This is a genomic window from Vibrio sp. CAU 1672, assembly GCF_029223195.1.
GTDB lineage: Bacteria > Pseudomonadota > Gammaproteobacteria > Enterobacterales > Vibrionaceae > Vibrio.
The window spans coordinates 406,586-429,231 of record NZ_JARHUF010000001.1 but is presented as its reverse complement, the minus strand read 5'-3'; the positions used below and the strand labels follow the sequence as shown (position 1 = coordinate 429,231).

The window sequence follows — 22,646 nt, the reverse complement described above, 5'->3', positions numbered from 1 at the left end:
TTCTTGGTTAAGTCATGTTAATCCGTTGCTTATCGCGAAACAGTGCTTGTAATTCGAGGCGTGCCTGTTGGTGAACAGGGTCAGCGTGCCACTTCTGGTGTTGGATAATATCGATATTGGCATGCCAGGAGAGGTCGGCAAAGTCACCACTGACACTGACAAGCTGGTTGGGTAGCCGTTCGGCCAGGTGGACAGGCAAAACGCTCCAGCCAAAACCTTGTTTGGTCAGTTCCAACAGTAAATAGTAATTATCAGCGTACCAGATATCAGGGCTAAACGCTTGATTAAGACTGCTAAAGTGTGTGCTTTTAGATCGAATGACTAACTGCCGATGTTGTTTGAACTGATCTACATGACGGATATCGGATCGCGCTAACGGGTGAGTTTTTGCAACAAACACATCAAAGGCGATGTGTCCTAGCGTACTGAAATCCAGTTGTTCGGGTAATGATGTTTCACTGAATATTACGCCCGTCGTGGCACGCTCAGACGCGACCAAGTCGATGATATCCGGGCTCGAAGCGGTCAGGCACCCAATTTGCAGCAGAGGATACTGCTGTGAAAGACGGGCGAGGAGCTCAGGGACATAGGCAGGTGGCATGCCGTCGTCAACCGCCAGTACAAACTGATTGGTCGTGGTTCTGGCCAAATGTGCTGCCCGGTTGGACAAGCGGTTGAATTGGTCGAGCGAGGCCTGAGCATCGGGCAATAGCTGTTTACCCGGCTCAGTCAGTAACGGATAGCGCCCTCGGCGGTCGAACAGTTCCACACCGCAATCAATTTCCATATTGATGATATGTTGGCTAACGACAGATTGTGCTTTGCCCAGCTTCCTGCCCGCGGCGGAAAAAGACCCGGTTTCGCAGGTTATGACAAAGGCTTGAAGTTGCTCAATGGTAAACATATCGCTTTTTCCGATGGTATCTAACTTTTAGTTATCTTAATGATAGATAAAATGCCAACCATTGAGTAGAACTATCTAGGGTTAAAACCATGGCACGTAATGAACGTATTTTTCATGCTGTATTATTTGAACTTATTGCACTGGCGATTATTGTGCCGGTGACTTCCCTCATTACCGGTAAAGGTTCAAGCGATCTGGCGATTGTGGGTATTGGCCTGAGCCTGTACACCGTGGTGTGGAACTACATGTACAACTTGTACTTTGATAAATGGTTTGGCGCGAACCGAGAAGAGAGAGGCTTAGCGATGCGTATCGGTCATACTGTTGGTTTTGAAGGTGGACTGATCTTTATCACCATTCCGGTGATCGCCTGGTTTTTGCAGATCACCTTGTTGCAGGCGCTGGCACTTGAAGCCGGATTTTTGGTGTTCTTCCTGTTTTATGCAACCGGTTTTAACTGGGCTTACGACAGAGTGCAGCCGTACCGGAAAATAGCCAAGCTGAAGGCGTAATATTAATCTGCATCAGTGTATGATTATTCTTGTTGGTTAATATCGCTGAGAACTGCGCTGTAGGTCCGTGAATTAGCATCACTAGTTAACCGAAATCTACGCTTTGTTCTGAACGATTTATCCTGCGCAATTATCTGAACACTGACTTATCCGGATTGGTATCACTGAGTGCCAAAATAATGTGTTGAAAATTAAAAAAAGCCACCGGGTTCGGTGGCTTTCTTGCCATGTGGATTATTCATTATTCGGCAGAAAGAACACGCAGAATTTTGTCGGCATGTTCTGCTACTTCGATACCTTCGTCAGTCAAATACCCCCCGTCTGGTAGAGTACATAATTGTTTGGCGTAAAGACGAGCTACCGCTGCCTGCATGTCTGCAGATGCTTCTTTATGGACCTTGATACCGGTTGCTGAACTGCTTAAATCGAATTGAAGAAGTAGGTTTAGTTCAGCAATGTGGTCTGCAGAATATTTCATAGATAAATTCCTTATGCTTTTTAATCCAAGCTAGACGTAAACACAGGCTTGAGCAATACATATCACCAAGAAGTGTTAACTGTGGCGCCATTGGGTTGATATAACGCGGAAATTTTATTCAATGGTAAACGCAGCCTTTGCGCACGCCACTCCGTTCACCTTAAATCTGGGGTTAGAACATTCCCGCCTCGGGGATATCACCCTGTTGCCATGTTGTCGGGGCTGGTATTTCAGAACCAAAGGTGAGGATTAAATAAATGTTGCATATAAGTCGCCGATTTCTTTTAGAATATGCTGTTACAGAATGAAAGCCGTTTGGGTTAACACGCGCCAGTGTGGGGGGAAATGCTCCATAACCGGTGATAGTGCCGGACGACTGTCATTATGCAAAAGTGAGTTTGGATGTAATGAAACAAGAATTTAATCTAAGAACTATCCGTAAAGGGGCCGGAGTCACAGTGGTGGTTATTAATGGCTTCCTGTCTGAGTCCGATAATGATGTGTCTGATTGGCTGTCCGTAATTGATAAAAACTATGATGGCGCGGAGGTTTTGCATTTGGATTGGCCTGCCAGCAACATAAAGAAGAATGCGCTGAAAATTGTCGGGACCCGGCTGGCAACCAGTTTAGCGGGAGGGGTCATATCTCCGGCGGTCGGGGTGGTATCATCAACCAGCTTTCTCCAGGCGGTAACCACGATTTCACTTGAATGGAAGAAAGCACTGGCAAAAACAGAGAAAGCGGGTGAGTTTCTGGCCAGGCATATTAATGATAACGCCGGTGATTATGTAATTATGGGGCACTCACTGGGGGCGCGTGTGACCTATCATGCGCTGGATCAACTCCAACAACATGAGCGAGTGAATGATGTCTATCTATTTGGTGGTGCTATTGCCCATAACGTGAACTGGAGTGCGATTACGCGTTGTAACCCCAAGCTTAGGCTGTTTAATATGTATTCAGCTAAGGATTCCGTATTGCGCTATCTCTATCGGGTGGGAGCACCGCTTTCTGCGGAGGCGATTGGCAGAAAAGCGATCAAGAATTCTTCGATTCAGATCAGAAACCATGATACGTCGGAGTTTGTTGCCGGCCATATGAAATATAAGACCAAAGCAATGGGACAATATATTGGCACCTTTTTAAGGGCTTAGTTATTTGCTCTTGTTATCTCGCATCCAGGGTTGGTAAACAATGCTGAGATGTTCTTGCCGGTTGGTCAAGCATATATTCGTTCCCCCCGTACTGATGGGTAATTTATCGATTACCCTCTCATCAACAACATTTTTGGTAAACATTGCCTGTTGCCCTTGAAAAAAAGTGGGAATCGAGCGATTATCCGCGCCACCTAAATTGTTGCTAAATGTTACTTCCTAATGAACTTCAATCAGTTTGATTCACTTCTACCGCCTCAGGCTGCAGAACGCGCAGCTGAGGTTGGTGTTGGTAAAGCCACCAAAGATCCCGTCAAATCATTTTTGCTCGCGATATCTGCCGGCATCCATATTGGTATTGCGTTTGTTTTTTATACCACTGTTACTACCGGGGCCGGTGATCTTCCCTGGGGGATGACTCGCCTGATCGGTGGTCTGGCATTTAGCCTCGGACTGATCCTGGTTGTGGTGACCGGCGGAGAGCTGTTCACCAGCTCGGTACTGACCCTGGTTGCACGAGCCAGTGGCAAAATATCCTGGCGGGTCTTGGTTAAAAACTGGTTAATTGTCTACCTGGGGAACTTAGTCGGGGCTCTGCTGTTGGTAATGTGCATGCTGCTTACCAGGCAGTACCTGTTTGATCATGGTCAGGTTGGTTTAAACGCGATGGCCATTTCGCAGCATAAGTTGCATCACCCGTTTTTCTCTGCAGTGGCTCTGGGCATTATGTGTAATGTGCTGGTGTGTGTGGCGGTTTGGATGACGTTCAGCGGCCGTACCTTAACTGATAAAATTGCGGTGATGATTTTGCCGGTGGCCATGTTTGTTTCGGCAGGCTTTGAGCACTGTATCGCTAACATGTTTCAGGTACCGATGGCGATCGGGATCAAATATTTTGCATCGCCGGAGTTTTGGCAAATGACCGGGGCTAATATCGCTGATTATGCCGACTTGACGCTAGGTAACTTTTTAATGAATAACCTGCTGCCGGTGACGCTGGGTAATATTATCGGCGGAGGAGTGTTTGTCGGCATGTGGTACTGGCTAATTTACCTTCGTGATTAATTAAACCAGCGTATGATTGAATAGCAAAGGGCAGGTGAGTGATCACTTGCCCTTTTTTGTTCAGAGCAGTTCATAATTAATGCCGATGTTCTCGGGCTCCCAGTGTGAGGTGAGCTCACTTGGCTCTATAACCAGCCAGTCACGTGGGTTATCCAACAGCTCTTCCTGTTTTTCTACAGTGCTAGTAATTCCATGGCAGTAACACCTTCTTAAATGCGTAGTGAGACCATAGAGAAGAAGTTTTTCATTGCTGTGAAGTTGCCATGACGGTTTCTTGGCAATGATCCTGCACCTTTAGATTAAGCCTTCCATTATCCACTGTTGCATATTGCTTGGCGGTGCTTATCCACATTTTCTGTGGATAACCTGTCTTAAAACGCGTGAGTATTTATAAAGACTTGGAATAATTGGAAAAAATAGTGAACGGGGTGGTTAAATTTTCACCGCTCGTTTTTAGGGTTCCTGCTTAAATGCGATTTTAATTTTCCCTTCTTTGGTTTGAACGCTGGCGAGAGTCAGTTCCAGGGTGATGGTCACGGAAATCGTCAGTACCACAAAAATAGCGAGCATAATGAGCAGTTGGTATTTGATCGCCACAATCGGGCTGGTGCCTCCGAGTATTTGCCCGGTCATCATGCCCGGTAGCGTTACCAGCCCGGTTGTGGCCATTGAAGCCATGATCGGGGCCAACGACTTTCGTAAAGCTTCTTGAATGAAAGGAAACGAGGCATATCTGGGTGAGGCGCCCAGCGATAAAGCAGCGTGATACTCGGGTTGGCGTTGGTCAAACGCGGTAAACAGGTTTTGCAGTGCAATAATATTGCTGCTCAAACTGTTACCCAGAAGCATACCGGCTAATGGAATCATGTATTGCGCACTGTATAACGGGTGCGGCTGCACCAGACCAAGAATGATGGCGCCAAGTATGGGGAACATGGCACAGCTTAGGGCAATGACTACCGGCCCGAATAGTGGGCGTTTGGGTAGGTTGGCTTTGTCCAAAATCGAGCTGGCTCCAACCGCAAGCATGATGGCGAGCCAGAGTGAATTTATTAATAAGCTATTGATCTTAAATAAGTACTCGAGATATATCCCCATTAAAACCAGTTGAACCGCCATGCGCGAAACACTGATGGCCGTATCTCTGGCGATCCCCAGCTTATAACGTGCATTAATGGCGAGCGGTACCAACAAAATGAACCCGAATCCTGCCAGCTGCAACCAGCTAATATCTACTACACCTTGCATATGTTCTCCTAACCCGCTATGTGGGCAGTTTAGCGAACTGGGGATCATTTATGAATCCCGCGTGAGTATTTTGGCGTCTAATTCTGTGTTAACAATGTCCCCAAACAGGAAGCTGCTTTTGCTACAACGCGATAACGCGCGGTTAACGCTTTGAGAAAGGGAGAGTAAATATGGCTGTCGCAAAATTGATTATTGAACCCTATTTTTCACTCGCAATGTTGCCCGAATGTGGCGTTATTAACACTTTCGCAAAAGACGCAAATCTTCATATCTATTAATAAATTTTAATAAAAAACATCATTCAAACACATCTCGGGATGAACTCAAAAAAGTGTTGAATAACAAGCTCTGAAAGGCAGGAATCGATTGAACCCTAGTAAAAGTATGGTCTAACATTTTCCATTAGAGATTGTAAAAAACTTAGGCTCAGTCACTGGAGCTAACCAAAAACACTAAATACAAAATAGGCAAATGTATGAGTGATGTTAATAAAATCGAGCGTGGTGAAAAACGCTCTCTGGAGTGGAAGTCTTTCCTCTTCATCGCGGTTGTTCTTTTCCCAATTCTTAGTGTGGCATTCGTAGGTGGTTACGGGTTCCTCGTTTGGATGCTTCAAGTATTCGTTATGGGGCCACCGGGCGCACACGGAATGTAAGCTAGTTAGCTCATTTCCACATTTTTGAAAAAGATTTTAAGAGAGCAAACCATGAAATCATTAATCCTTAAATTGTGGCGTACCATGACGCGCCCAGCTGTCCATATCAGCCTTGGAGTGCTGACTCTGGGCGGCTTTATTGCTGGTGTTATTTTCTGGGGTGGTTTTAACACCGCTTTAGAAGCGACCAATACAGAAGAGTTCTGTATTAGCTGTCACACCATGCGTGATAACGTTTACGTTGAACTGCAAGATACGGTTCACTGGAAAAACCATTCCGGTGTTCGTGCTACTTGTCCGGATTGTCACGTACCCCACAACTGGACCGATAAAATTGCACGTAAGATGCAAGCCTCAAAAGAGGTTTTTGCTCAAGTATTTGGCAATTACGGTGAAGAAGGCGTGTTTGAAGAACGCCGCATCGAGCTGGCAAAACACGAATGGGATCGTTTCTCAGCCAACAAATCTCTGGAGTGTAAGAATTGTCACAACTACGCTTCGATGGACTTTGAGTTAATGTCTCCAACGGCTCGAATTCAGATGAAACAAGCGGCTGAGAAAGATCAAAGCTGTGTTGATTGTCACAAAGGTATTGCCCACAACCTGCCTGCGGGCATGGACAGCATTGGCGGTATCGTTGGCGACCTGGAAGGTATGACGTCTAACACAGATTACGGTGTTGGCCAGGAGCTAGTAAGTGTTCGTCACTTACCAATCTACTTCGACGAGCAAGGCGCAACCGAAGCTGGTCTGCTAAACCCTGCCTCGGTGGTTAAAGTGGTTGCCGATAAAGGCGATTACGCTGAAATTGAAATCGATGGCTGGCGTAAAGCGAAAGGCTTTGGTCGTGTAATCCAGGAAGATTTTGGTAAGAACATTGCGGTGGCATCACTGTTGAAAGAAGCGTCTACTGACAGCAATGTGGTTACCACTGGTGAGCAAAAAGTTGATGAGCTAACAGGCCTGCCTTGGGAGAAAGTGTCAGCGAAAGTTTGGATCAAGAAAGAATCTATGCTGAACGACATCGCTCCGGTATGGGAAAAATCTCAGGAAGCGTACAAAACCAATTGTTCAGTTTGTCATACTCAGCCAGACGAAGCACACTTTGATGCCAACACATGGCCAGGTATGTTCGACGGTATGATGGCATTCGTTAACCTAGATACAGACAGTGAAGCACTTATCCTGAAGTATCTGCAGAAACACTCTTCAGATTATGCTGAAGGTCACCATTAATAAGCGTCGGATGGAGTAATTAGAATGGCTATTACACGAAGAAGTTTTCTTAAAGGCGTAGCAACGACAAGTGCGGCGTCAGTCATTGGTCCTAGCTTATTAGCGTCAGCGTCTGCAAGCGCGGCTGAGAGCACAGGTACCTGGAAGGTTTCAGGCTCTCACTGGGGCGCATTCCGCGCCCATATCTATGCGGGTAAAGTTCAAGAGATCAAACCGCTCGAGCTGGATAAAAACCCGACCGAGATGCTAAACGGCATTAAAGGTATCATCTACAGCCCGTCACGTGTCCGTTACCCGATGGTGCGCCTGGACTGGCTGAAAAAGCATAAGTACAGCGCTGAGACGCGCGGTAACAACCGTTTCATCCGTGTTACCTGGGATGAAGCGCTGGATCTGTTTTACCGCGAACTAGAGCGTGTGCAGAAAGAATACGGTCCGTGGGCACTGCATGCCGGTCAAACCGGCTGGAACCAAACCGGTTCCTTTAACAACTGTACCGCGCACATGCAGCGTGCGGTGGGGATGCATGGTAACTTCATCACTAAAGTGGGTGATTACTCAACGGGTGCCGGTCAAACCATCCTGCCTTATGTACTGGGTTCAACAGAAGTTTATGCACAAGGTACCTCTTGGTCTGAAATTCTGGAAAACGCAGATAACATTATCCTGTGGGCGAACGACCCGGTGAAGAACCTGCAGGTAGGCTGGAACTGTGAAACGCATGAATCGTTTGAGTACCTTGCGCAGCTGAAAGAAAAAGTCGCGAAAGGCGAAATCAATGTCCTTTCTGTTGATCCGGTGAAGAACAAAACACAGCGTTACCTGGAAAACGACCACCTGTACATCAACCCACAAACTGACGTGGCGTTCATGCTGGCAGTGGCTCACGTTTTATATAACGAAGACCTGTACGATAAGAAGTTCATTGAGACTTACTGTCTGGGCTTTGACGAGTTTATCCAGTACGTTCAGGGTGAGACTAAAGACAAAGTTGTTAAGACTCCTGAATGGGCTGCTGAGATCTGTGGCGTGAAAGCCGACAAGATCCGTGAATTTGCCCGTATGCTGGTCAGCGGCCGTACTCAGATCCTGATGGGTTGGTGTATCCAGCGTCAGGAACACGGCGAGCAGCCATACTGGGCAGCAGCCGTTGTTGCCGCGATGGTTGGCCAAATCGGCCTGCCAGGTGGTGGTATCTCTTACGGTCACCACTACTCGAGCATCGGCGTACCTTCAACAGGCTTTGCCGGCCCTGGCGGCTTCCCGCGTAACCTGGATCAAGGTATGAAGCCGAAATGGGACAACAATGACTTTAACGGTTACAGCCGCACCATCCCTGTTGCGCGTTGGATCGACGGTCTGTTAGAGCCAGGTAAAGAGATCCGTTATAACGGCGGCAAAGTGAAGCTTCCGGGCTTCAAGATGATGGTGATTTCGGGTTGTAACCCTTGGCACCACCACCAAGATCGTAACCGAATGAAAAAAGCGTTCAAGCAACTGCAAACCGTGGTTACGATTGAGTTTGCGTGGACGGCAACCTGTCGTTTCTCTGATATCGTGCTGCCGGCATGTACGCAGTGGGAACGTAATGACATCGACGTTTACGGTTCTTACTCAAGTAAAGGCCTGATTGCAATGCACCGCCTGGTGGATCCACTGTTCCAGTCTAAGCCTGACTTCCAGATCATGAGTGAGCTGACCCAGCGTTTCGGTCGCCGTGAGGAGTACACTCGTGGCATGAGCGAGATGGAATGGATCGAGAGCCTGTACAACGATTGCCGTAAGTCTAACGAAGGTAAGTTCGAGATGCCGGAATTCAATGAGTTTTGGGAGAAGAGCGTACTGGACTTTGGTGAAGGTAAGCCTTGGGTTCGCCACGCCAGCTTCCGTGAAGATCCTGAGATTAACCCGTTGGGTACGCCATCAGGCTTTATCGAGATCACGTCACGTAAGATCGGCCGCTATGGTTACGAGCATTGTCAGGAGCACCCGATGTGGTTCGAGAAAACTGAACGTTCACACGGTGGTCCGGGCTCTGATAAACATCCTTACTGGCTTCAGTCTTGCCACCCGGATAAGCGTCTGCACTCGCAAATGTGTGAGTCAGAAGAGTTCCGCGCCACTTACGCTGTAAAAGGCCGTGAGCCGGTGTACATCAACCCGCTCGATGCGAAAGAGAAAGGCATCAAAGATGGTGATCTGGTACGCGTGTATAATGACCGCGGTCAGTTGCTGGCCGGTGCAGTGCTGACTGATAGCTATGCACGTGGTGTAATTCGTATTGAAGAGGGTGCCTGGTATGGTCCGTTAAGTGAAAAAGAGGGCGCGATCTGTACTTATGGTGATCCGAATACACTGACTCAGGACATTGGCTCTTCAGAACTGGCACAGGCAACATCTGCCAATACCTGTATCGTTAACTTTGAGAAGTTTACCGGTAAAGTGCCGCCAGTGACCTCATTTGGTGGTCCAATCGAAGTGGCATAAATCTTTGCCCATTTCGTTGAACAATACGCTTTAATCAATACCAGCCTCCGGGCTGGTATTTTTTTGAGCAAAGTATCAGTGAGCGACTTCTCAATAATCGCAGCGGGAAACAGTACGCCCCAAAATCGTGAGCAGGATAACAATTTGGAGGGGGACTCATCAGGATAATAGCCAGCAGAGAACCAAAACAAATGAGTGAATATATGGTGTCAACCCTGCAACTTGCTAATCACACTGAAGTTCAGTTGATCAACGCTGATTTCCAGTCTCAAGTCGACGGTAATCAAATACATTTTGCCTTTACTGGTATTCATCCGCGGACTTTTACTGAACGTGAAGTGCTTTTCGTTATGCCGTTTCTGTTTGAACACAGTGCGACCGTGATTGGTGATGGCTTTCAAATGCTGGCACAGACTTCGGGTACGGTTGAGCAACCGGTCGATATCGGACGATGCCCGGATAACAATGCTTCGTACCGAATTTACCCGGAGGACGCACCAAAGCGCTATTACAATTATCTGGCGATCGAAGATGCCAGTGGTTATACCTTGCTCGGCTTTACGTCTTGTCGCCGGTTTGCCGGCTATTTTGATATCACGCGACAAAATGAGCAGTTGGTGGTCTCTGCCGCCGTTGACGGGGAGGGGACGCAGGTCACTGACTGGCAAACCAACCAGTTGGAATCGGTTGTGGTGCTGCACGGAGAATCACTGTCTGAGTTGTACCGGGAATACGCCGAACTGATTGAACATCATCACCCTGCGCGTGACGGTGTCACGCAAGAGGCGCCGATAGGCTGGTGTTCATGGTACGCGTATTATGCTGACGTCACGGAAAACAATGTGCTGGAAAACGTCGAGTGCATGCAAGACCATCTTGCCGAGCTCGAATGGGTGCTGTTGGATGACGGTTATCAGGCCTTTATGGGCGATTGGCTGAGTCCTTCGGATAAGTTTTCTGGCGGGGTTAAAGAGCTAATCGCCAAAATCCGCGAGAAAGGCAAAAAACCCGCGATCTGGATGGCTCCGTTTATTGCCCAACCTGAATCGGACGTGTTCAAAAACCATCCGGACTGGTTTGTTCGCCATCCTGACGGCAGTCTGCTCAAAGCGGAAGATGTGACGTATGGCGGCTGGCGGTGCACGCCCTGGTATATTCTCGATACGTCTCACCCGGAAGTGCAGGAGCATTTGACCCATGTTGTTGCCACCATGCGCAATGATTGGGGAGTGGAGCTGTTTAAACTGGACGCTAACTACTGGGGGACGTTAAAAGGTCAGCGCTACCAGTCAGGTGTTACCGGGGTAGAGGCTTACCGGATGGGTATGGAGGCGATTGCAGCCGGTGCCGGAGAGGCGTGGCTACTCGGGTGTAATGCTCCGATGTGGCCTTCGTTGGGCCTGGTTGATGCGATGCGGGTATCGGATGATGTCGAGCGCCACAGTCACCGTTTTGAGCAGATTGCCAAAGAGACGTTTTTCCGCAGTTGGCAACATCGCAAACTGTGGCAAATTGACCCAGACTGCGCGACGTTTACTTCGCTCGCCAATCAGGCGGCCTCCCGTGAAGATTATGAGTTTCACCGTTGTGTGCTGCTGGCGTGTGGCGGACTGCTGCTCTCCGGTGATCCTTTGCCACAGATAACGGAGTTTGCCAAGACAACCTTAAGCAAATTGATCCTGCGCCAGCGCCACAACCAGCAAGCGGCAAAATTCACCGCGCTGAGTCTGAACCACGCGTTTCTGGCCTTGACAACAAAAAGCGACCTGCATTGCCTGTTTAATTATGCCAATCAAGAAGCGAAAGAATTTACCCTGACGGCCAACCAGCCGACCGACTGGTATGATTTCTGGAGTGGAGAGAAACTTAATCAGCAGCCTTGCCAGTTGTTATCCGTCAGCTTACGCGATGGAGCCAATGCCCGGGCGATCGTGACCGCAATGTAAGATATGAAGAGCCTCTGCGGAGGCTCTTTTACGATGATTTGCGTTTTAATACTCGAATATGAAAAAGTACCCATAACCGACAATTAAAGCCGGGATGGCAGAGTAAATTGTCGCTACGATTGCGGCTTTAGGAGCCAGCGCAATAATCGGGAACAAGGCGTCACCATCATTGGCAATGGCGTTTGACAATTGGGCGGATAAAGGCGCTGCACCTGAGATGTACAAACTAGTGATAAGGATCTGGGGACCACATCCCGGAAACAAACCCACAGATAAACCAACCAATGGCATCCATCCTTCTAAACCAGAAAAGAGTGTGGCTAAGTCCGGATCGAGCAAGTAAGTTGTGAACTCGAATGCAAGGAAAGCGACGATCACCCATGCACTGACAAAATTAGTGTCTTGCGCGGCTTTCTGGATTGGATGTGAAGCGAGGATCTTATGATCTGCCGATACCGCGGATTGATAGTCATCCAGATCTTTTGTCATTGCCCATAAGAACATGCTGATGACGGCTAAAGCTGCGCCCAGCCATTCGATGGTGTTTTCTGTTAGCCCCAGTAATTGATTAACGTTGACCTGGAAAGAACCAAGCAGGGCGATAAATGTGGCAGGTATAAGCAGCCATTGCCAGAAAGTGCCCTGAAGATTGAGCACGCGTCGTTCCAGCGGAGAAGGGTTGTCGCTATCGCCTGTGTTACATCTTAGTGTGGTTGCATCTTCATTTTGCTTGGGGCGTAAGAAGTCATCTGGGTGAAAACTGTTTACCACCCAGCCGGCAATGCTGCCAACCACAATGCCAAGGGCAATTACACCAAATCCGGTTACGGGCTCGGCCGCTAATAACACAAAGGCCGCATCCCCCATCGTAGAGGTAAGTACAGCAACAATTGCCCCAAACCCAACACGGCCACTAATAAACTGGGTGGCTACCACAATAGCGCCTCCGCAACCGGGTAGCGCACCCAGTAGTGCCGATAAGCATACCTGATGGTTGCGAGAACTATGGTACAAGGCCGTTAAACGATTGGTGTTTGCCATAAAGTTTGACAGGTAGTGGTAGATGGCTAAGGTCGCCGCTACGTAACAGGACACTGCCCAGAACGAATCGGATAAAGCCGCAACCGTGATTTGTCGCGTTTCTGCATTGAGTAATAGGGTAACCAGAATGACGGGCAGTAATAGTCGTTTGTAGGCGAGGCTAAATTGTGTTGGTTGGAACAGCGGATTTGCGGAGTGGACATTCTTTGGTGCGTTCATAGATGCCTCATTTAATGCAAGTGAGAATTATTATCATTATATGTTAATGATAATAATTCTCAACAGTGGCGCACTTTTCTTGGTGTCAAAGTCTCACAAATCAGGTAAAGTATCAGCCTTTGTGAGCAAACCAGCTTCCACGGTGTTTCACACCAATATTAGGAAGCGTATCAAATTGACTTGAATAGGAAGAAACATGATTCTAGTTGTAGGTCATAAGAACCCAGACAGCGACAGTATTTGCAGTGCACTAGTTGCAACTGAACTTCTAAAGGCGCGTGGCGTTGAAGCAATGCCAATTCGTCAGGGCGAAATTAACCGTGAAACTCAGCATATCCTGGAAGTAGCTGGCGCAGAAGTTCCTGAACTTCGCACTTCAGTAGCGGGTGAAACAGTTTGGCTGGTAGACTACTCAGATCTAGCCCAAGCACCAGACGACATCGCTGAAGCTGAAGTAGCGGGTATTGTCGACCACCACCGCCTGGGTGACGTGATGACAGTAAACCCAATGGAAGCATGGATCTGGCCGGTGGGTTGTACCAACACCGTTCTATTCAACATGTTCAAGATTGAAGGTCACGCAATCTCTGCGAAAATCGCTAAGCTGATGATGTCTGCTATCCTGTCTGACACTGTAGGCTTCGCGTCACCAACTTGTACGCAGAAAGACAAAGATGCGGTGGCTGAACTGGCTGAAATCGCTGGCGTTGCAGATGTTGACGCATTCACGAAAGATCTCCTGATCGCTAAGACAAACATCGAAGGCCTGTCTGCAGCTGAGCTAGTAGAAAAGGACCTGAAAGGTTACCCATTCAACGGTCGTGATGTAGTCGTAGGTCAAGTTGAACTTGCAACTTTAGAGCAAGTTGACGGTATGATCGATGCGCTAGAAGCTGATTTGGAAGCACGTTGTGCAAACGACAACCTGGCGTTCGCTGCTGTTATGCTAACCGACATCACAACCGCTCAAACTCGCCTGCTATACAAAGGTGAATGGGCTGAGAAACTGGTTAAGCATGAGCAAGATGGCATGCTAATGATGGAAAATACGCTAAGCCGTAAGAAGCAAGGTTGGCCTTGGCTTCAAACAGAGCTTGCGTAATTTCGTTATTACCAGCGTATACTGTAAATGCCCGCCATCAGGCGGGCATTTTTCTATGGGAAACAGGAGACGAACATGTCTGAAGCATTAACCCAAGAGCAAATGGACACTATTAATCGCTACAACGAAGAGCAGCGATTGAAATACTGTGTGAAAGAGATCGTTGCCAATCGCAAAGTGTGGATCCTGAAAGATGAGCACGGCTGCGTGATGTTAAACACCGAAGACGACGATTGTGTCCCGGTTTGGCCAAACCAAGAGTTTGCCCAGCAATGGGCGACTGGGGAGTGGGAAGAGTGTGAGCCGGAAGCGATCTCATTGAACAAATGGCATAGCCGCTGGACCTCGGGTCTGGAAGACGATGAGCTATCTGTTGTGGTGTTCCCAAACCAGAACGAAGAAGGTGTGGTTCTGTTCCCGGACGAGTTTGATTTCGAACTGCGTAAGCAAGCGAGCCGTCGCTAATTTCTGCGAGTTCAGCTCTGACAAATACGAAAAAGCCTGCACAGATGCAGGCTTTTTCATTCATAGCTACGCTTTTTGAGCTCTGGCTGTCATCAGTGGCCAGGGGCCTTGTAGAAGTGGCTTTCGACCAGCCTCTGGGTGATTGGGTGTTCAGGTTGGGTCAGCACCTGGTTGGTGTCACCGAATTCCACCACCTCACCTTCATGCATGACCATCACTTTATCCGTAATGTGTTTTATGATGCCAATATGCTGGGACACATAGATAAAGGACAATCCCATCTCTTCCTGCAGTTCCAGAAACAAGTTGATGATCTGGGAGCGCATCGCCATATCCAGGCCGTTCAGCGCCTCATCGGCGACGATGATTGAAGGCTGGAGAATTAGCGCCCGCGCCAGACATACCCGTTGTTTTTGCCCCGCCGCTAACATTTGCGGGTAAAAATAAGCGTGTTCCGGTAACAGGCCGACTCGTAATAAGGTTTGTTTGACCCGGTTCATCCTCGCTTCCGGCGGCATATTGGTGTTTCGCTTTAATGGTCCTTCGAGGATACGCCCAATTTGGATCCGTGGGTTGAGTGAGGTGTTGGGATCCTGGAAAATCATCCGGATCAGCTTGCAGCGCGTGGCGTAATCCTTATGCTCCAGGCGCTCACCATTTACCCGGATTTCACCGGAAGTCGGTTCGATTACACCGGCCAGCATCCGGGCCAGAGTCGACTTCCCTGAACCGTTCTGGCCGATAAACCCGATGGTTTGCCCTGGCTCTAACGTAAAGCTGACCGGCTTGACCGCTTGTTTGACCGTGCGTTTGAACAAGCCTGAGCGCGTGACAAACTGCTTGGATAGGTTGTCGACTTCAAGCAACGCACTCATGACTTTTTCTCCGTATTCAATGGGAAGTGACAGCTAAATTTATGATTCTTAATCCGTCGGGTGCGCGGCATCTCGACACATTGGCGCTGGGCGTACGGGCAGCGCGGACCCAAACGACAGCCAATCGGTAAATGCTGCAGCGGAGGGATTGAGCCGGGCAGTGACTGCAGTTTTTGCTTGTGTGGCAGCCAGTCATTGAAGTCGGGCATAGCCTTGAGCAGCGCGGCCGTGTAGGGGTGCTTCGGTGCAGCAATGATGGTTGCCGTGTCAGCCGATTCAACTGACTGGCCACAGTACATGACGGTAATCCGGTCTGCCCACTGGGTGATGGTCGTTAAGTCATGGCCTATCAACACTATGGTGGTGTTGTTGAGCTGGTTCATCCGGCTAAGCAAACGCAGGATTTGTGACTGGGTGATCGGGTCCAAATCGTTGGTTGGTTCGTCGGCGATCAGTACTTTGGGTTTGGTCGCAATCGCCATCGCAATCATGACTTTTTGGCACTCACCATCAGTCAGTTCATAGGGATAACTGTCCATCAAGCGACGGTGATCTTTGATCCCGACTTTATGCAGCAAGGCGATGGCCTGTTTTTTACGCCACTTGAAGCGCTCCCACCATTTGCCTTCAAAGGCACGGGCAGGGATCGATTCAATCAGTTGCTTGCCCACCTCTTCAGAGGGATCCAAACAGGTAGACGGTTCCTGGAAGATCATCGCAATGTCACGGGCGATCACCCGGCGACGCTCTCTTGGTGTCAGCTGCAGCAGGTCAATATTGCCCAGGCGCATGCGGTCAGCGCTGACTTTCCAGTTGTCTTTACACACGCCGACGATCGCCTTGGCCACCAGGCTTTTACCCGAGCCTGATTCACCTACCAGGCCTCGGATTTCGCCTTCATTCAGGCTCAGGCTCATGCGGTCAACCGCTTTTACTAATCCCTGTGGAGTTTCAATTTCAATTGTTAAGTGTCGAATATCTAACAACGGCATTATTCGATCCCCGCGTTGAGTGCCTGACGGACACCTTCGCCTACTAAGTTTATGACAACCACGGTAAACATGATGGTAAGGCCGGGTAGGGTTACTGTCCATGGGGCCAGGTAGATCAGTTCGACCGAGTCGCCCAGGATGGCCCCCCATTCGGTACTTGGTGCCTGGGCACCTAAGCCGAGAAAGCCTAATGCGGTGATATCTAAGATCGCGACGGACAGTGCGAGCGTCAGCTCAGCGGCAATGACGGTCAGGATGTTGGGAAAAATTGAGTTCCACAGCAGGTAAAAGTCATTCGCCCCGTCCAAACGAGCAGCCATGATGTAATCTTTTTCGACTTCAGTATGGACGGCAATATATACCGAGCGAATAAAGCGGGGGATCAGCGCCAGGCAAATTGCCAGCAAAATGTTGAACTCACCGAAACCGAGGAAAGCGACAAAAATAATCGCCAATAACAGCGAAGGGATCGACATGACCGTATCGAGGAGATGGTTCAGGATACTGGAGAGTAAGCCTTTCGTCATGCCGGCTAAAATGCCAATCACACAACCGAGCAGCGCGGCGATGGCGGTGATCACAACCGCGGCGCCGAAAGTCAGTTGTGAGCCAATGATCAGCCGGGACAAAATATCGCGGCCTAAATCGTCAGTGCCGAGAAAGTAGTCGACGGTGCCTTCCGGGTTCCATGAAGGCGGGACAAGCAGTTCACCGGACTGGGATTGCGGATCATAGGGGGCGAGCCAGGGGGCCAATATTGTCACCAAGATGACAAAGATCAAGCACCATAACCCAAACATGGCCAGGCTGTTAGCCCGGTAGCTGCGCCAGAAGCGTTCAAACTGAGTCGGAATGTGCTCTTCCTGATAAACGTTATTTGTTAGCATACCATTCCTTGCGTACTAGTGGGTTGATCATTGCACCAATCAGGTCAGAGAGAATGTTGGCCATCAAAACCAGCGTGGCAATAACCATTACCCCGGCTTGGATTGAAGCATAATCCTGGCTGGATAGGGCATCCAACAGCCAACGGCCAATACCAGGCCAGTTAAAAATTGACTCGGTGATGATGGCTAAGGTGATCATACTGGATAACTGTACACCGACCTTTGGCACGATGGGTGGAATGGCATTTCTGAGCACATGTTGGGTAACGATTTCCCGGTTTGACAGGCCTTTGATGCGTGCAGCACGGATATAGTTTTGGCTCATTACCTGTGCCACCGAAGAACGCATCATACCGATAACCTGTGTTGTTGGGGCTAAAGCCAATACCAGACAGGGTAGGGTAATGTGTTCCAGGACGCTTTGCAGTGCGTGGGCCCGGTATTCGCCGGTGGCCAAAAATGCATCAATGATGGCGAAGCCGGTAATATGATTGATTTCGTACAGCAGGTCATAGCGTCCGGCTACGGGGAAGATTGGGTATTCCAATGAGAAATACATGATCAGCATCATCGCGACCCAAAATATCGGCGCTGAATAGCCGGACATGGAGATGAAGGAAATGCTGGTATCAAGCCATTTGCCTTGTTTCATTCCGGCAATGGTACCCACTGGAATACCGATCAGCAGTGAGACTGCAAAGGCAAAAAAACACAGCTCCAGTGTGGCCGGAAATACAATAACAAGCTCATCATAAATGGCGTTGCCACTTTTACTGATACCAAAGTTGAGTTGTGAAAGCTCAGTAAGGTAGCTCTGCCATCCCGACCAGAACTCAATGTTTGCCCAATGCGAAAGCGGATCCAAACGCAGTAAGGAAAAACCCACCAAGGTTAGGATCATGAAGGTAATAAAGAACAGGTTGAATCTTCTGATTGCATACCAAAGCATTAATGGACTCTCTCAACTTGATCAAATGGTTGGGCATTGAACGGGCTTTGTTTGAAGCCTTTCAGAGACTTATCATGAGCGCGGAACTGAACACCATGTGCCAGCGGAATGACCGGGAACTCTTCATTCAGTATGTTCTGAGCCTGGTGATACAGGTTTAACCGGTAACGCGGTTGTTGGGTCTCCAATGCCAGATCGAGCAAAAAGTCGAAATCATCGTTACACCACATTGCTACGTTAAGGCCGACTTTTTTCGATTCACAGGACAGCAATGGTCGCAGGAAATTATCGGGATCTCCCGTGGTCCCTATCCAGCCAGTTAACAGCAAATCGACATCAGCGATATTTTCGAGCTGGGTACGCTCGAAGCGGTCATCGGTAAACAGGTTAAGCTGTATGCCGATATCAGCAAAGTTGGACTGGATCAGTTCGGCTGTTTTTCTTGGGCTAGGGTTAAAAGCACGTGGTTCAAGTGGCACCCACATCGAGAGTGACAGGCCATCTTCATAGCCGGCTTCACGCAGCAGTGCTAAGGCATAGTTTCTGTCATAGCGGATTTTGACGCTATCTTTTTGATAGGCCCAGGAGTTCGGCGGCAACAGGGTATATGCGGTTGTTCCCGTACCGTAGTAGACCGAATCGAGAATATTCTGTCGGTTGATAGCCAGGTTCAGTGCCTGCCGAACACGCGGATCGGACAAAGCAGGATGGCGGGTGTTAATCGCAATGAACGACACATTGTTGGCTGGTGTTGCAGTCAGGTTTAAGCTGTCAGTTTCTTTAATGAGCGGAATCTGGCTGGAAATCGGCGATGATAATACATCACATTCATTCCGTAACAGTTTCGCCAGCGTGCCGGTGCCACGATGGGAAATATCAAACACGACTTGCTTCATTTTGGCCGGTTTATGCCAGTAATTGGGGTGACGCTTAAGCCGGATCAGATCGTTGACCTGGTACTCTTTTAACTGGAAAGGGCCGGTGCCTACCGGTAGTTGATCTATTTGTGCCTTGTTGTCTTCCGCCGCGAGATTGTGCGCATATTCTTCAGATAATATCACCGCATGACTGGTGGCAATGTTAGCGAGAAACGCAAAATTGGGCTGTTTGAGAGTGAACTTGACGGTGTAAGGATCAACCGCTGTGACCTCTTGCAGCAAGTTCTGAAAATCAAGCCCGGCAAACCAAGGGTAAAATCCTCCGCCGACATTGTGATAGGGGTGTTCTTTATCAATTATGCGTTTAAAACTGAATACCACGTCATTTGCATTGAGCGTGCGAGTTGGGGTAAACCATGGGGTGGTTTGAAACTGAATGCCTTGTTTCAGGGTAAAGGTATACTCGGTGCCTTCATCATTAACGTCCCAGTCCTCTGCCACATTGGGGATCGGCTGGTGAGTATTAGCATCCAGAGTGAGTAATGTATCGTAGAGTTGTGGGCTTAGCGCTTCGGCGGTGATGCCACTGTCTACAAGCTGGGGATTAAAGGAGCTCGGTTTACCTTGCCCACAAAAAACAAAGCCTTGCCTGCGAATGTCGTCGTGATCGATTTCTTCACCGCACGCGGTGAGCAGGCTTATACCGAGTAGGCCCAGCGATAGTCTTATCAAAGCTTTCATAATATGAAATGGTCATGGGATCTTGCTTGGTCTGCTTAACAACGGGTGCTCGGCGCTCAAGCGAAAATGATCTCGCTAATTTAACACCTTTGTGAACTTGCTCCAAACATAAATTATTGGCTGACAACGTGTTAGATCAAATTAGTGGCTTTATTTCCCTCTTTAGCCCTGACTGGCCAAGATACAGAGCTAAAGTGAGCACGGAATCTCACCCTACTATCCACAGTATAGTGAGCTATCAGCGGTTAGGTTTAACTTTGCCCGACTAAGCCGTATTTTCTTACCATTCCGCGTAGTTGATGATAACTGAGCCCAAGTAACTCAGCGGCCTGGCGCTGGTTGAATTTCGCCTCTTCCAGAGCTTGGTTCAGCAGTGAAATGTCCTGGTCTTCCTGCCATTGTTTGTAATCGATAGGAAACTGTACCGGTGGCGCTGTCTGCTCTTCTGAACTGAATGTTTGTTGCGCCGGTTCGGCAAAATGCCCTAAGTCTTCTTGCCATTGAGATTCGAATGGATTGAAGACCAGTTCGCTAATTGGTTCAGCGCTTAAACCGTGTTGGTAGATGGCTCGTTCGACGACATTTTTCAGTTCACGAACGTTGCCTGGCCAAGGGTAGTCCAGCAACGCCTGCTGCGCGGTTTGAGTAAAACCGACAAAATACTCTAGCTGTAGTTCACGACACATCTTGATGGCGTAATGTTCTGCCAGAGAAAGTATGTCTTCTTTGCGCTCGCGCAGAGGTGGCAGCAGCAGTACATCAAACGCCAACCGATCCAGTAAGTCAGCACGAAATTCTCCTTGTTGGGCCAACAGAGGTATGTTGGCATTGGTGGCGCAGATCAAACGTACATTGGCGTTAAGCGCCTGATGGCCACCGACTCGCTCGTATTCACCATATTCGATGACCCTTAACAACTTTTCTTGAACTAATAGTGGGGCTGTGGCAAGTTCATCCAGGAAGAGTGTGCCACCTTCCGCGCGTTCAAAGCGCCCTTTGTGCTTACCTTTTGAGCCGGTGAATGAACCTGATTCATGGCCGAACAGTTCGGAGTCAATCAAGCCTTCGCTGAGTGTTGCGCAGTTTAGTGAAATCAGAGGTTTATCCCAACGTTTGGACAAGTAGTGTAAGCGCTGGGCAATCAGTTCTTTACCGGTACCTCGTTCACCGATAATCAGTACCGGGCGCTCGATCGGAGCCAGTTGTGAGACTTTATCTAACACGGCGAGAAAGGCGGGCGATTCTCCAATCAGGTTTTGCTTCATAATATCCTTCTTATGCGAGCCACTCTGTATAGGTGAGTTATGGTTGGTGAAAATTGCCAACTGTTGGCATAAAACATCATAGCACAAACCAAATTTGCTACAATGCCATTATTAAGGTGTTGATTTATAAGAATATAAAACTTGGCATGCAACTTGTTAGATCTGTTGGGAGACACAAGGCAATTGACCACCTTGCCGAGTAAAAAATAGGAATAGAGGAGTACTATTATGGGTATTTTTTCTCGTTTTGCAGATATCGTTAACTCAAATATTAGTGCATTGCTGGACAAGGCGGAAGATCCGGAAAAAATGATCCGTCTTATCATTCAGGAAATGGAAGATACGTTGGTTGAAGTGCGTACCAACTCGGCTAAGGCCATTGCGGATAAAAAAGAGCTGACACGTAAAGTTGAGCTGCTGGAACTGCAAATTGTAGAGTGGCAACAGAAAGCAAGCCTGGCACTGGTTAAGCAGCGTGAAGATCTCGCACGAGCAGCTTTGATAGAGAAACAAAAGCTGGAACACGTAGTTAAAGGGTTGCATACTGAACAAACTCTGGTCGAGGAAACGATTGAAAAACTCACCGGGGAAATTGGCAAACTGGAAAACAAAATTGCCGAAACCCGGGCGAAGCAGCAGGCGCTGGCTATCCGTACCCAGACGGCTTCAAACCGTCGTGATGTTCAGAAGCAACTGCATACCGCACGCACTCATGAAGCCATGGCCAAGTTTGACCAGTTTTCCCGTAAGATTGATGAAATGGAAGCCGAAGCGGATTTGTATGCCAAAAGCGGTAATGCCAAATCACTGGATCAAGAGTTTGCCGAGCTGCAAGCGCAGGATGAGATTGAGAAAGAGCTGGCAAAACTAAAAGAGCAGATGTCATCTCAAGATAAATAAGCAAGGAGCCATTTATGTCGCCATTTTTTATAACAGGACCACTGATCGTCTTTTTAATCTTTGTCGCGCCATTATGGCTCTTCCTACACTATCGCAGCAAACGCAAGACAGATAGTACCCTGTCGGGACAGGACATAGAGCGACTGCAGGTACTGTCTGAAAAGGCTGAGACGATGCAGTCTAGAGTGGAAACGCTGGAACGCATTCTGGACGCTGAATCGCCAAGTTGGAGGCGCAAGTATGATTAAGCATGAACTGTATCGCGATCCCGTTAACGGCAAAATTTCCGGGGTGTGTGCTGGGATTGCCAATTACTTTGGCGCAGAGGTCTGGCTTGTCCGTATTTTGGTGATATCCGCCGCATTGCTGGGTGGGACGTTTTTGGTGCTGTTGGCATACATAGCCATGACTTTTATGCTGGAAAAACAGCCGGTCAGTTACAGTGCCAACATCAAGGCGCAACAAGAGCACACCTTAAAGAGTAAACCCTGGCAGCGTGGCCAGTCAGCAGATGAGTTGCTGAGGATATTGGAGAGTGATTTCGACCGTTTGGATGGCAAAATTCGAGATCTCGAGGCGTACGTCACCTCTGAAACCTTCCGGGTTAACCGCGAGTTCAACAAGTTATAATATGCACTACCCACCAA

Annotated in this window: 22 protein-coding genes; 12 read left to right on the top strand and 10 right to left on the bottom strand. The window is 48.6% G+C overall.

Annotated features, from left to right (window positions below; genetic code table 11):
- Positions 1–7 precede the first annotated feature (7 nt).
- A complete protein-coding gene (locus P2G85_RS01875; RefSeq protein ID WP_275862402.1) occupies positions 8–904 on the bottom strand; it encodes a LysR family transcriptional regulator in 897 nt (298 codons plus the stop codon).
- 89 nt (positions 905–993) lie between these two features.
- Between P2G85_RS01875 and P2G85_RS01870 the strand changes: the two genes are divergently transcribed.
- Positions 994–1,416, top strand: coding sequence for a PACE efflux transporter (locus P2G85_RS01870; protein WP_275862401.1), 423 nt, complete (start codon positions 994–996; stop codon positions 1,414–1,416).
- Between the two features lie 241 nt (positions 1,417–1,657).
- Here the strand turns inward: P2G85_RS01870 and P2G85_RS01865 are convergent, their stop codons facing one another.
- Entirely contained in the window at positions 1,658–1,894 is a 237-nt protein-coding gene (locus P2G85_RS01865) for a TIGR02647 family protein (RefSeq protein WP_275862400.1), read from the bottom strand.
- A gap of 407 nt (positions 1,895–2,301) precedes the next feature.
- Between P2G85_RS01865 and P2G85_RS01860 the strand changes: the two genes are divergently transcribed.
- Entirely contained in the window at positions 2,302–3,048 is a 747-nt protein-coding gene (locus tag P2G85_RS01860; RefSeq protein WP_275862399.1) for a DUF726 domain-containing protein, read from the top strand.
- 222 nt (positions 3,049–3,270) lie between these two features.
- Positions 3,271–4,113 (top strand): formate transporter FocA, encoded by an 843-nt coding sequence (focA, locus tag P2G85_RS01855; protein ID WP_275862398.1) that lies wholly within the window; start codon positions 3,271–3,273, stop codon positions 4,111–4,113.
- 453 nt (positions 4,114–4,566) lie between these two features.
- On the opposite strand, the gene P2G85_RS01850 is transcribed toward focA, so the two are convergent.
- Positions 4,567–5,361, bottom strand: a complete 795-nt coding sequence (locus P2G85_RS01850; protein WP_275862397.1) for an ABC transporter permease — start codon at positions 5,359–5,361, stop codon at positions 4,567–4,569.
- A 475-nt stretch (positions 5,362–5,836) separates the two neighbouring features.
- Between P2G85_RS01850 and torE the strand changes: the two genes are divergently transcribed.
- The 4 genes from torE (at position 5,837) to P2G85_RS01830 (ending at position 11,685) form a co-directional block, all read left to right on the top strand.
- The gene (gene torE / locus P2G85_RS01845) at positions 5,837–6,016 is read left to right on the top strand and encodes a trimethylamine N-oxide reductase system protein TorE (RefSeq protein ID WP_275862396.1); all 180 of its coding nucleotides are present in this window, start codon (positions 5,837–5,839) and stop codon (positions 6,014–6,016) included.
- A gap of 51 nt (positions 6,017–6,067) precedes the next feature.
- On the top strand, positions 6,068–7,252 hold the full coding sequence (torC, locus tag P2G85_RS01840; protein ID WP_275862395.1) for a pentaheme c-type cytochrome TorC: 1,185 nt from the start codon (positions 6,068–6,070) through the stop codon (positions 7,250–7,252).
- A 24-nt stretch (positions 7,253–7,276) separates the two neighbouring features.
- A complete protein-coding gene (torA, locus tag P2G85_RS01835) occupies positions 7,277–9,739 on the top strand; it encodes a trimethylamine-N-oxide reductase TorA (protein ID WP_275862394.1) in 2,463 nt (820 codons plus the stop codon).
- Between the two features lie 203 nt (positions 9,740–9,942).
- On the top strand, positions 9,943–11,685 hold the full coding sequence (locus P2G85_RS01830) for an alpha-galactosidase (RefSeq protein WP_275862498.1): 1,743 nt from the start codon (positions 9,943–9,945) through the stop codon (positions 11,683–11,685).
- Positions 11,686–11,730: 45 nt separating this feature from the next.
- Here the strand turns inward: P2G85_RS01830 and P2G85_RS01825 are convergent, their stop codons facing one another.
- Complete coding sequence (locus P2G85_RS01825) at positions 11,731–12,945, bottom strand: putative manganese transporter (RefSeq protein ID WP_275862393.1); 1,215 nt, start codon at positions 12,943–12,945, stop codon at positions 11,731–11,733.
- A 196-nt stretch (positions 12,946–13,141) separates the two neighbouring features.
- Between P2G85_RS01825 and P2G85_RS01820 the strand changes: the two genes are divergently transcribed.
- On the top strand, positions 13,142–14,047 hold the full coding sequence (locus P2G85_RS01820) for a manganese-dependent inorganic pyrophosphatase (protein WP_275862392.1): 906 nt from the start codon (positions 13,142–13,144) through the stop codon (positions 14,045–14,047).
- Positions 14,048–14,122: 75 nt separating this feature from the next.
- A complete protein-coding gene (locus tag P2G85_RS01815) occupies positions 14,123–14,512 on the top strand; it encodes a DUF2750 domain-containing protein (protein ID WP_275862391.1) in 390 nt (129 codons plus the stop codon).
- Between the two features lie 92 nt (positions 14,513–14,604).
- On the opposite strand, the gene P2G85_RS01810 is transcribed toward P2G85_RS01815, so the two are convergent.
- The 6 genes from P2G85_RS01810 to pspF form a co-directional block, all read right to left on the bottom strand.
- Positions 14,605–15,387 carry an ATP-binding cassette domain-containing protein gene (locus P2G85_RS01810; RefSeq protein ID WP_275862390.1) on the bottom strand — a complete coding sequence of 261 codons (783 nt, stop codon included), beginning with the start codon at positions 15,385–15,387 and terminating at the stop codon, positions 14,605–14,607.
- On the bottom strand, positions 15,384–16,379 hold the full coding sequence (locus tag P2G85_RS01805; protein ID WP_275862389.1) for an oligopeptide/dipeptide ABC transporter ATP-binding protein: 996 nt from the start codon (positions 16,377–16,379) through the stop codon (positions 15,384–15,386). Before P2G85_RS01805 ends, P2G85_RS01810 begins: the two co-directional genes overlap by 4 nt.
- Positions 16,379–17,266: a putrescine export ABC transporter permease SapC gene (gene sapC / locus P2G85_RS01800; RefSeq protein ID WP_275862388.1), complete on the bottom strand. Its 888-nt coding sequence runs from the start codon at positions 17,264–17,266 to the stop codon at positions 16,379–16,381. The genes P2G85_RS01805 and sapC overlap by 1 nt, the downstream gene beginning before the upstream one ends.
- Complete coding sequence (locus P2G85_RS01795) at positions 17,253–18,215, bottom strand: ABC transporter permease subunit (protein WP_275862387.1); 963 nt, start codon at positions 18,213–18,215, stop codon at positions 17,253–17,255. Before P2G85_RS01795 ends, sapC begins: the two co-directional genes overlap by 14 nt.
- Positions 18,215–19,834: an ABC transporter substrate-binding protein SapA gene (gene sapA, locus P2G85_RS01790; RefSeq protein WP_275862386.1), complete on the bottom strand. Its 1,620-nt coding sequence runs from the start codon at positions 19,832–19,834 to the stop codon at positions 18,215–18,217. Before sapA ends, P2G85_RS01795 begins: the two co-directional genes overlap by 1 nt.
- 251 nt (positions 19,835–20,085) lie before the next feature.
- Entirely contained in the window at positions 20,086–21,099 is a 1,014-nt protein-coding gene (pspF, locus tag P2G85_RS01785; protein WP_275862385.1) for a phage shock protein operon transcriptional activator, read from the bottom strand.
- Positions 21,100–21,327: 228 nt separating this feature from the next.
- Between pspF and pspA the strand changes: the two genes are divergently transcribed.
- Genes pspA through pspC form a run of 3 tightly spaced genes read left to right on the top strand, consistent with a single transcriptional unit; the run spans position 21,328 to position 22,629 of the window.
- Positions 21,328–21,999, top strand: a complete 672-nt coding sequence (gene pspA, locus P2G85_RS01780; RefSeq protein ID WP_275862384.1) for a phage shock protein PspA — start codon at positions 21,328–21,330, stop codon at positions 21,997–21,999.
- Between the two features lie 14 nt (positions 22,000–22,013).
- Complete coding sequence (gene pspB, locus P2G85_RS01775) at positions 22,014–22,247, top strand: envelope stress response membrane protein PspB (RefSeq protein ID WP_275862383.1); 234 nt, start codon at positions 22,014–22,016, stop codon at positions 22,245–22,247.
- Complete coding sequence (gene pspC / locus P2G85_RS01770; protein ID WP_275862382.1) at positions 22,240–22,629, top strand: envelope stress response membrane protein PspC; 390 nt, start codon at positions 22,240–22,242, stop codon at positions 22,627–22,629. Before pspB ends, pspC begins: the two co-directional genes overlap by 8 nt.
- Positions 22,630–22,646 lie beyond the last annotated feature (17 nt).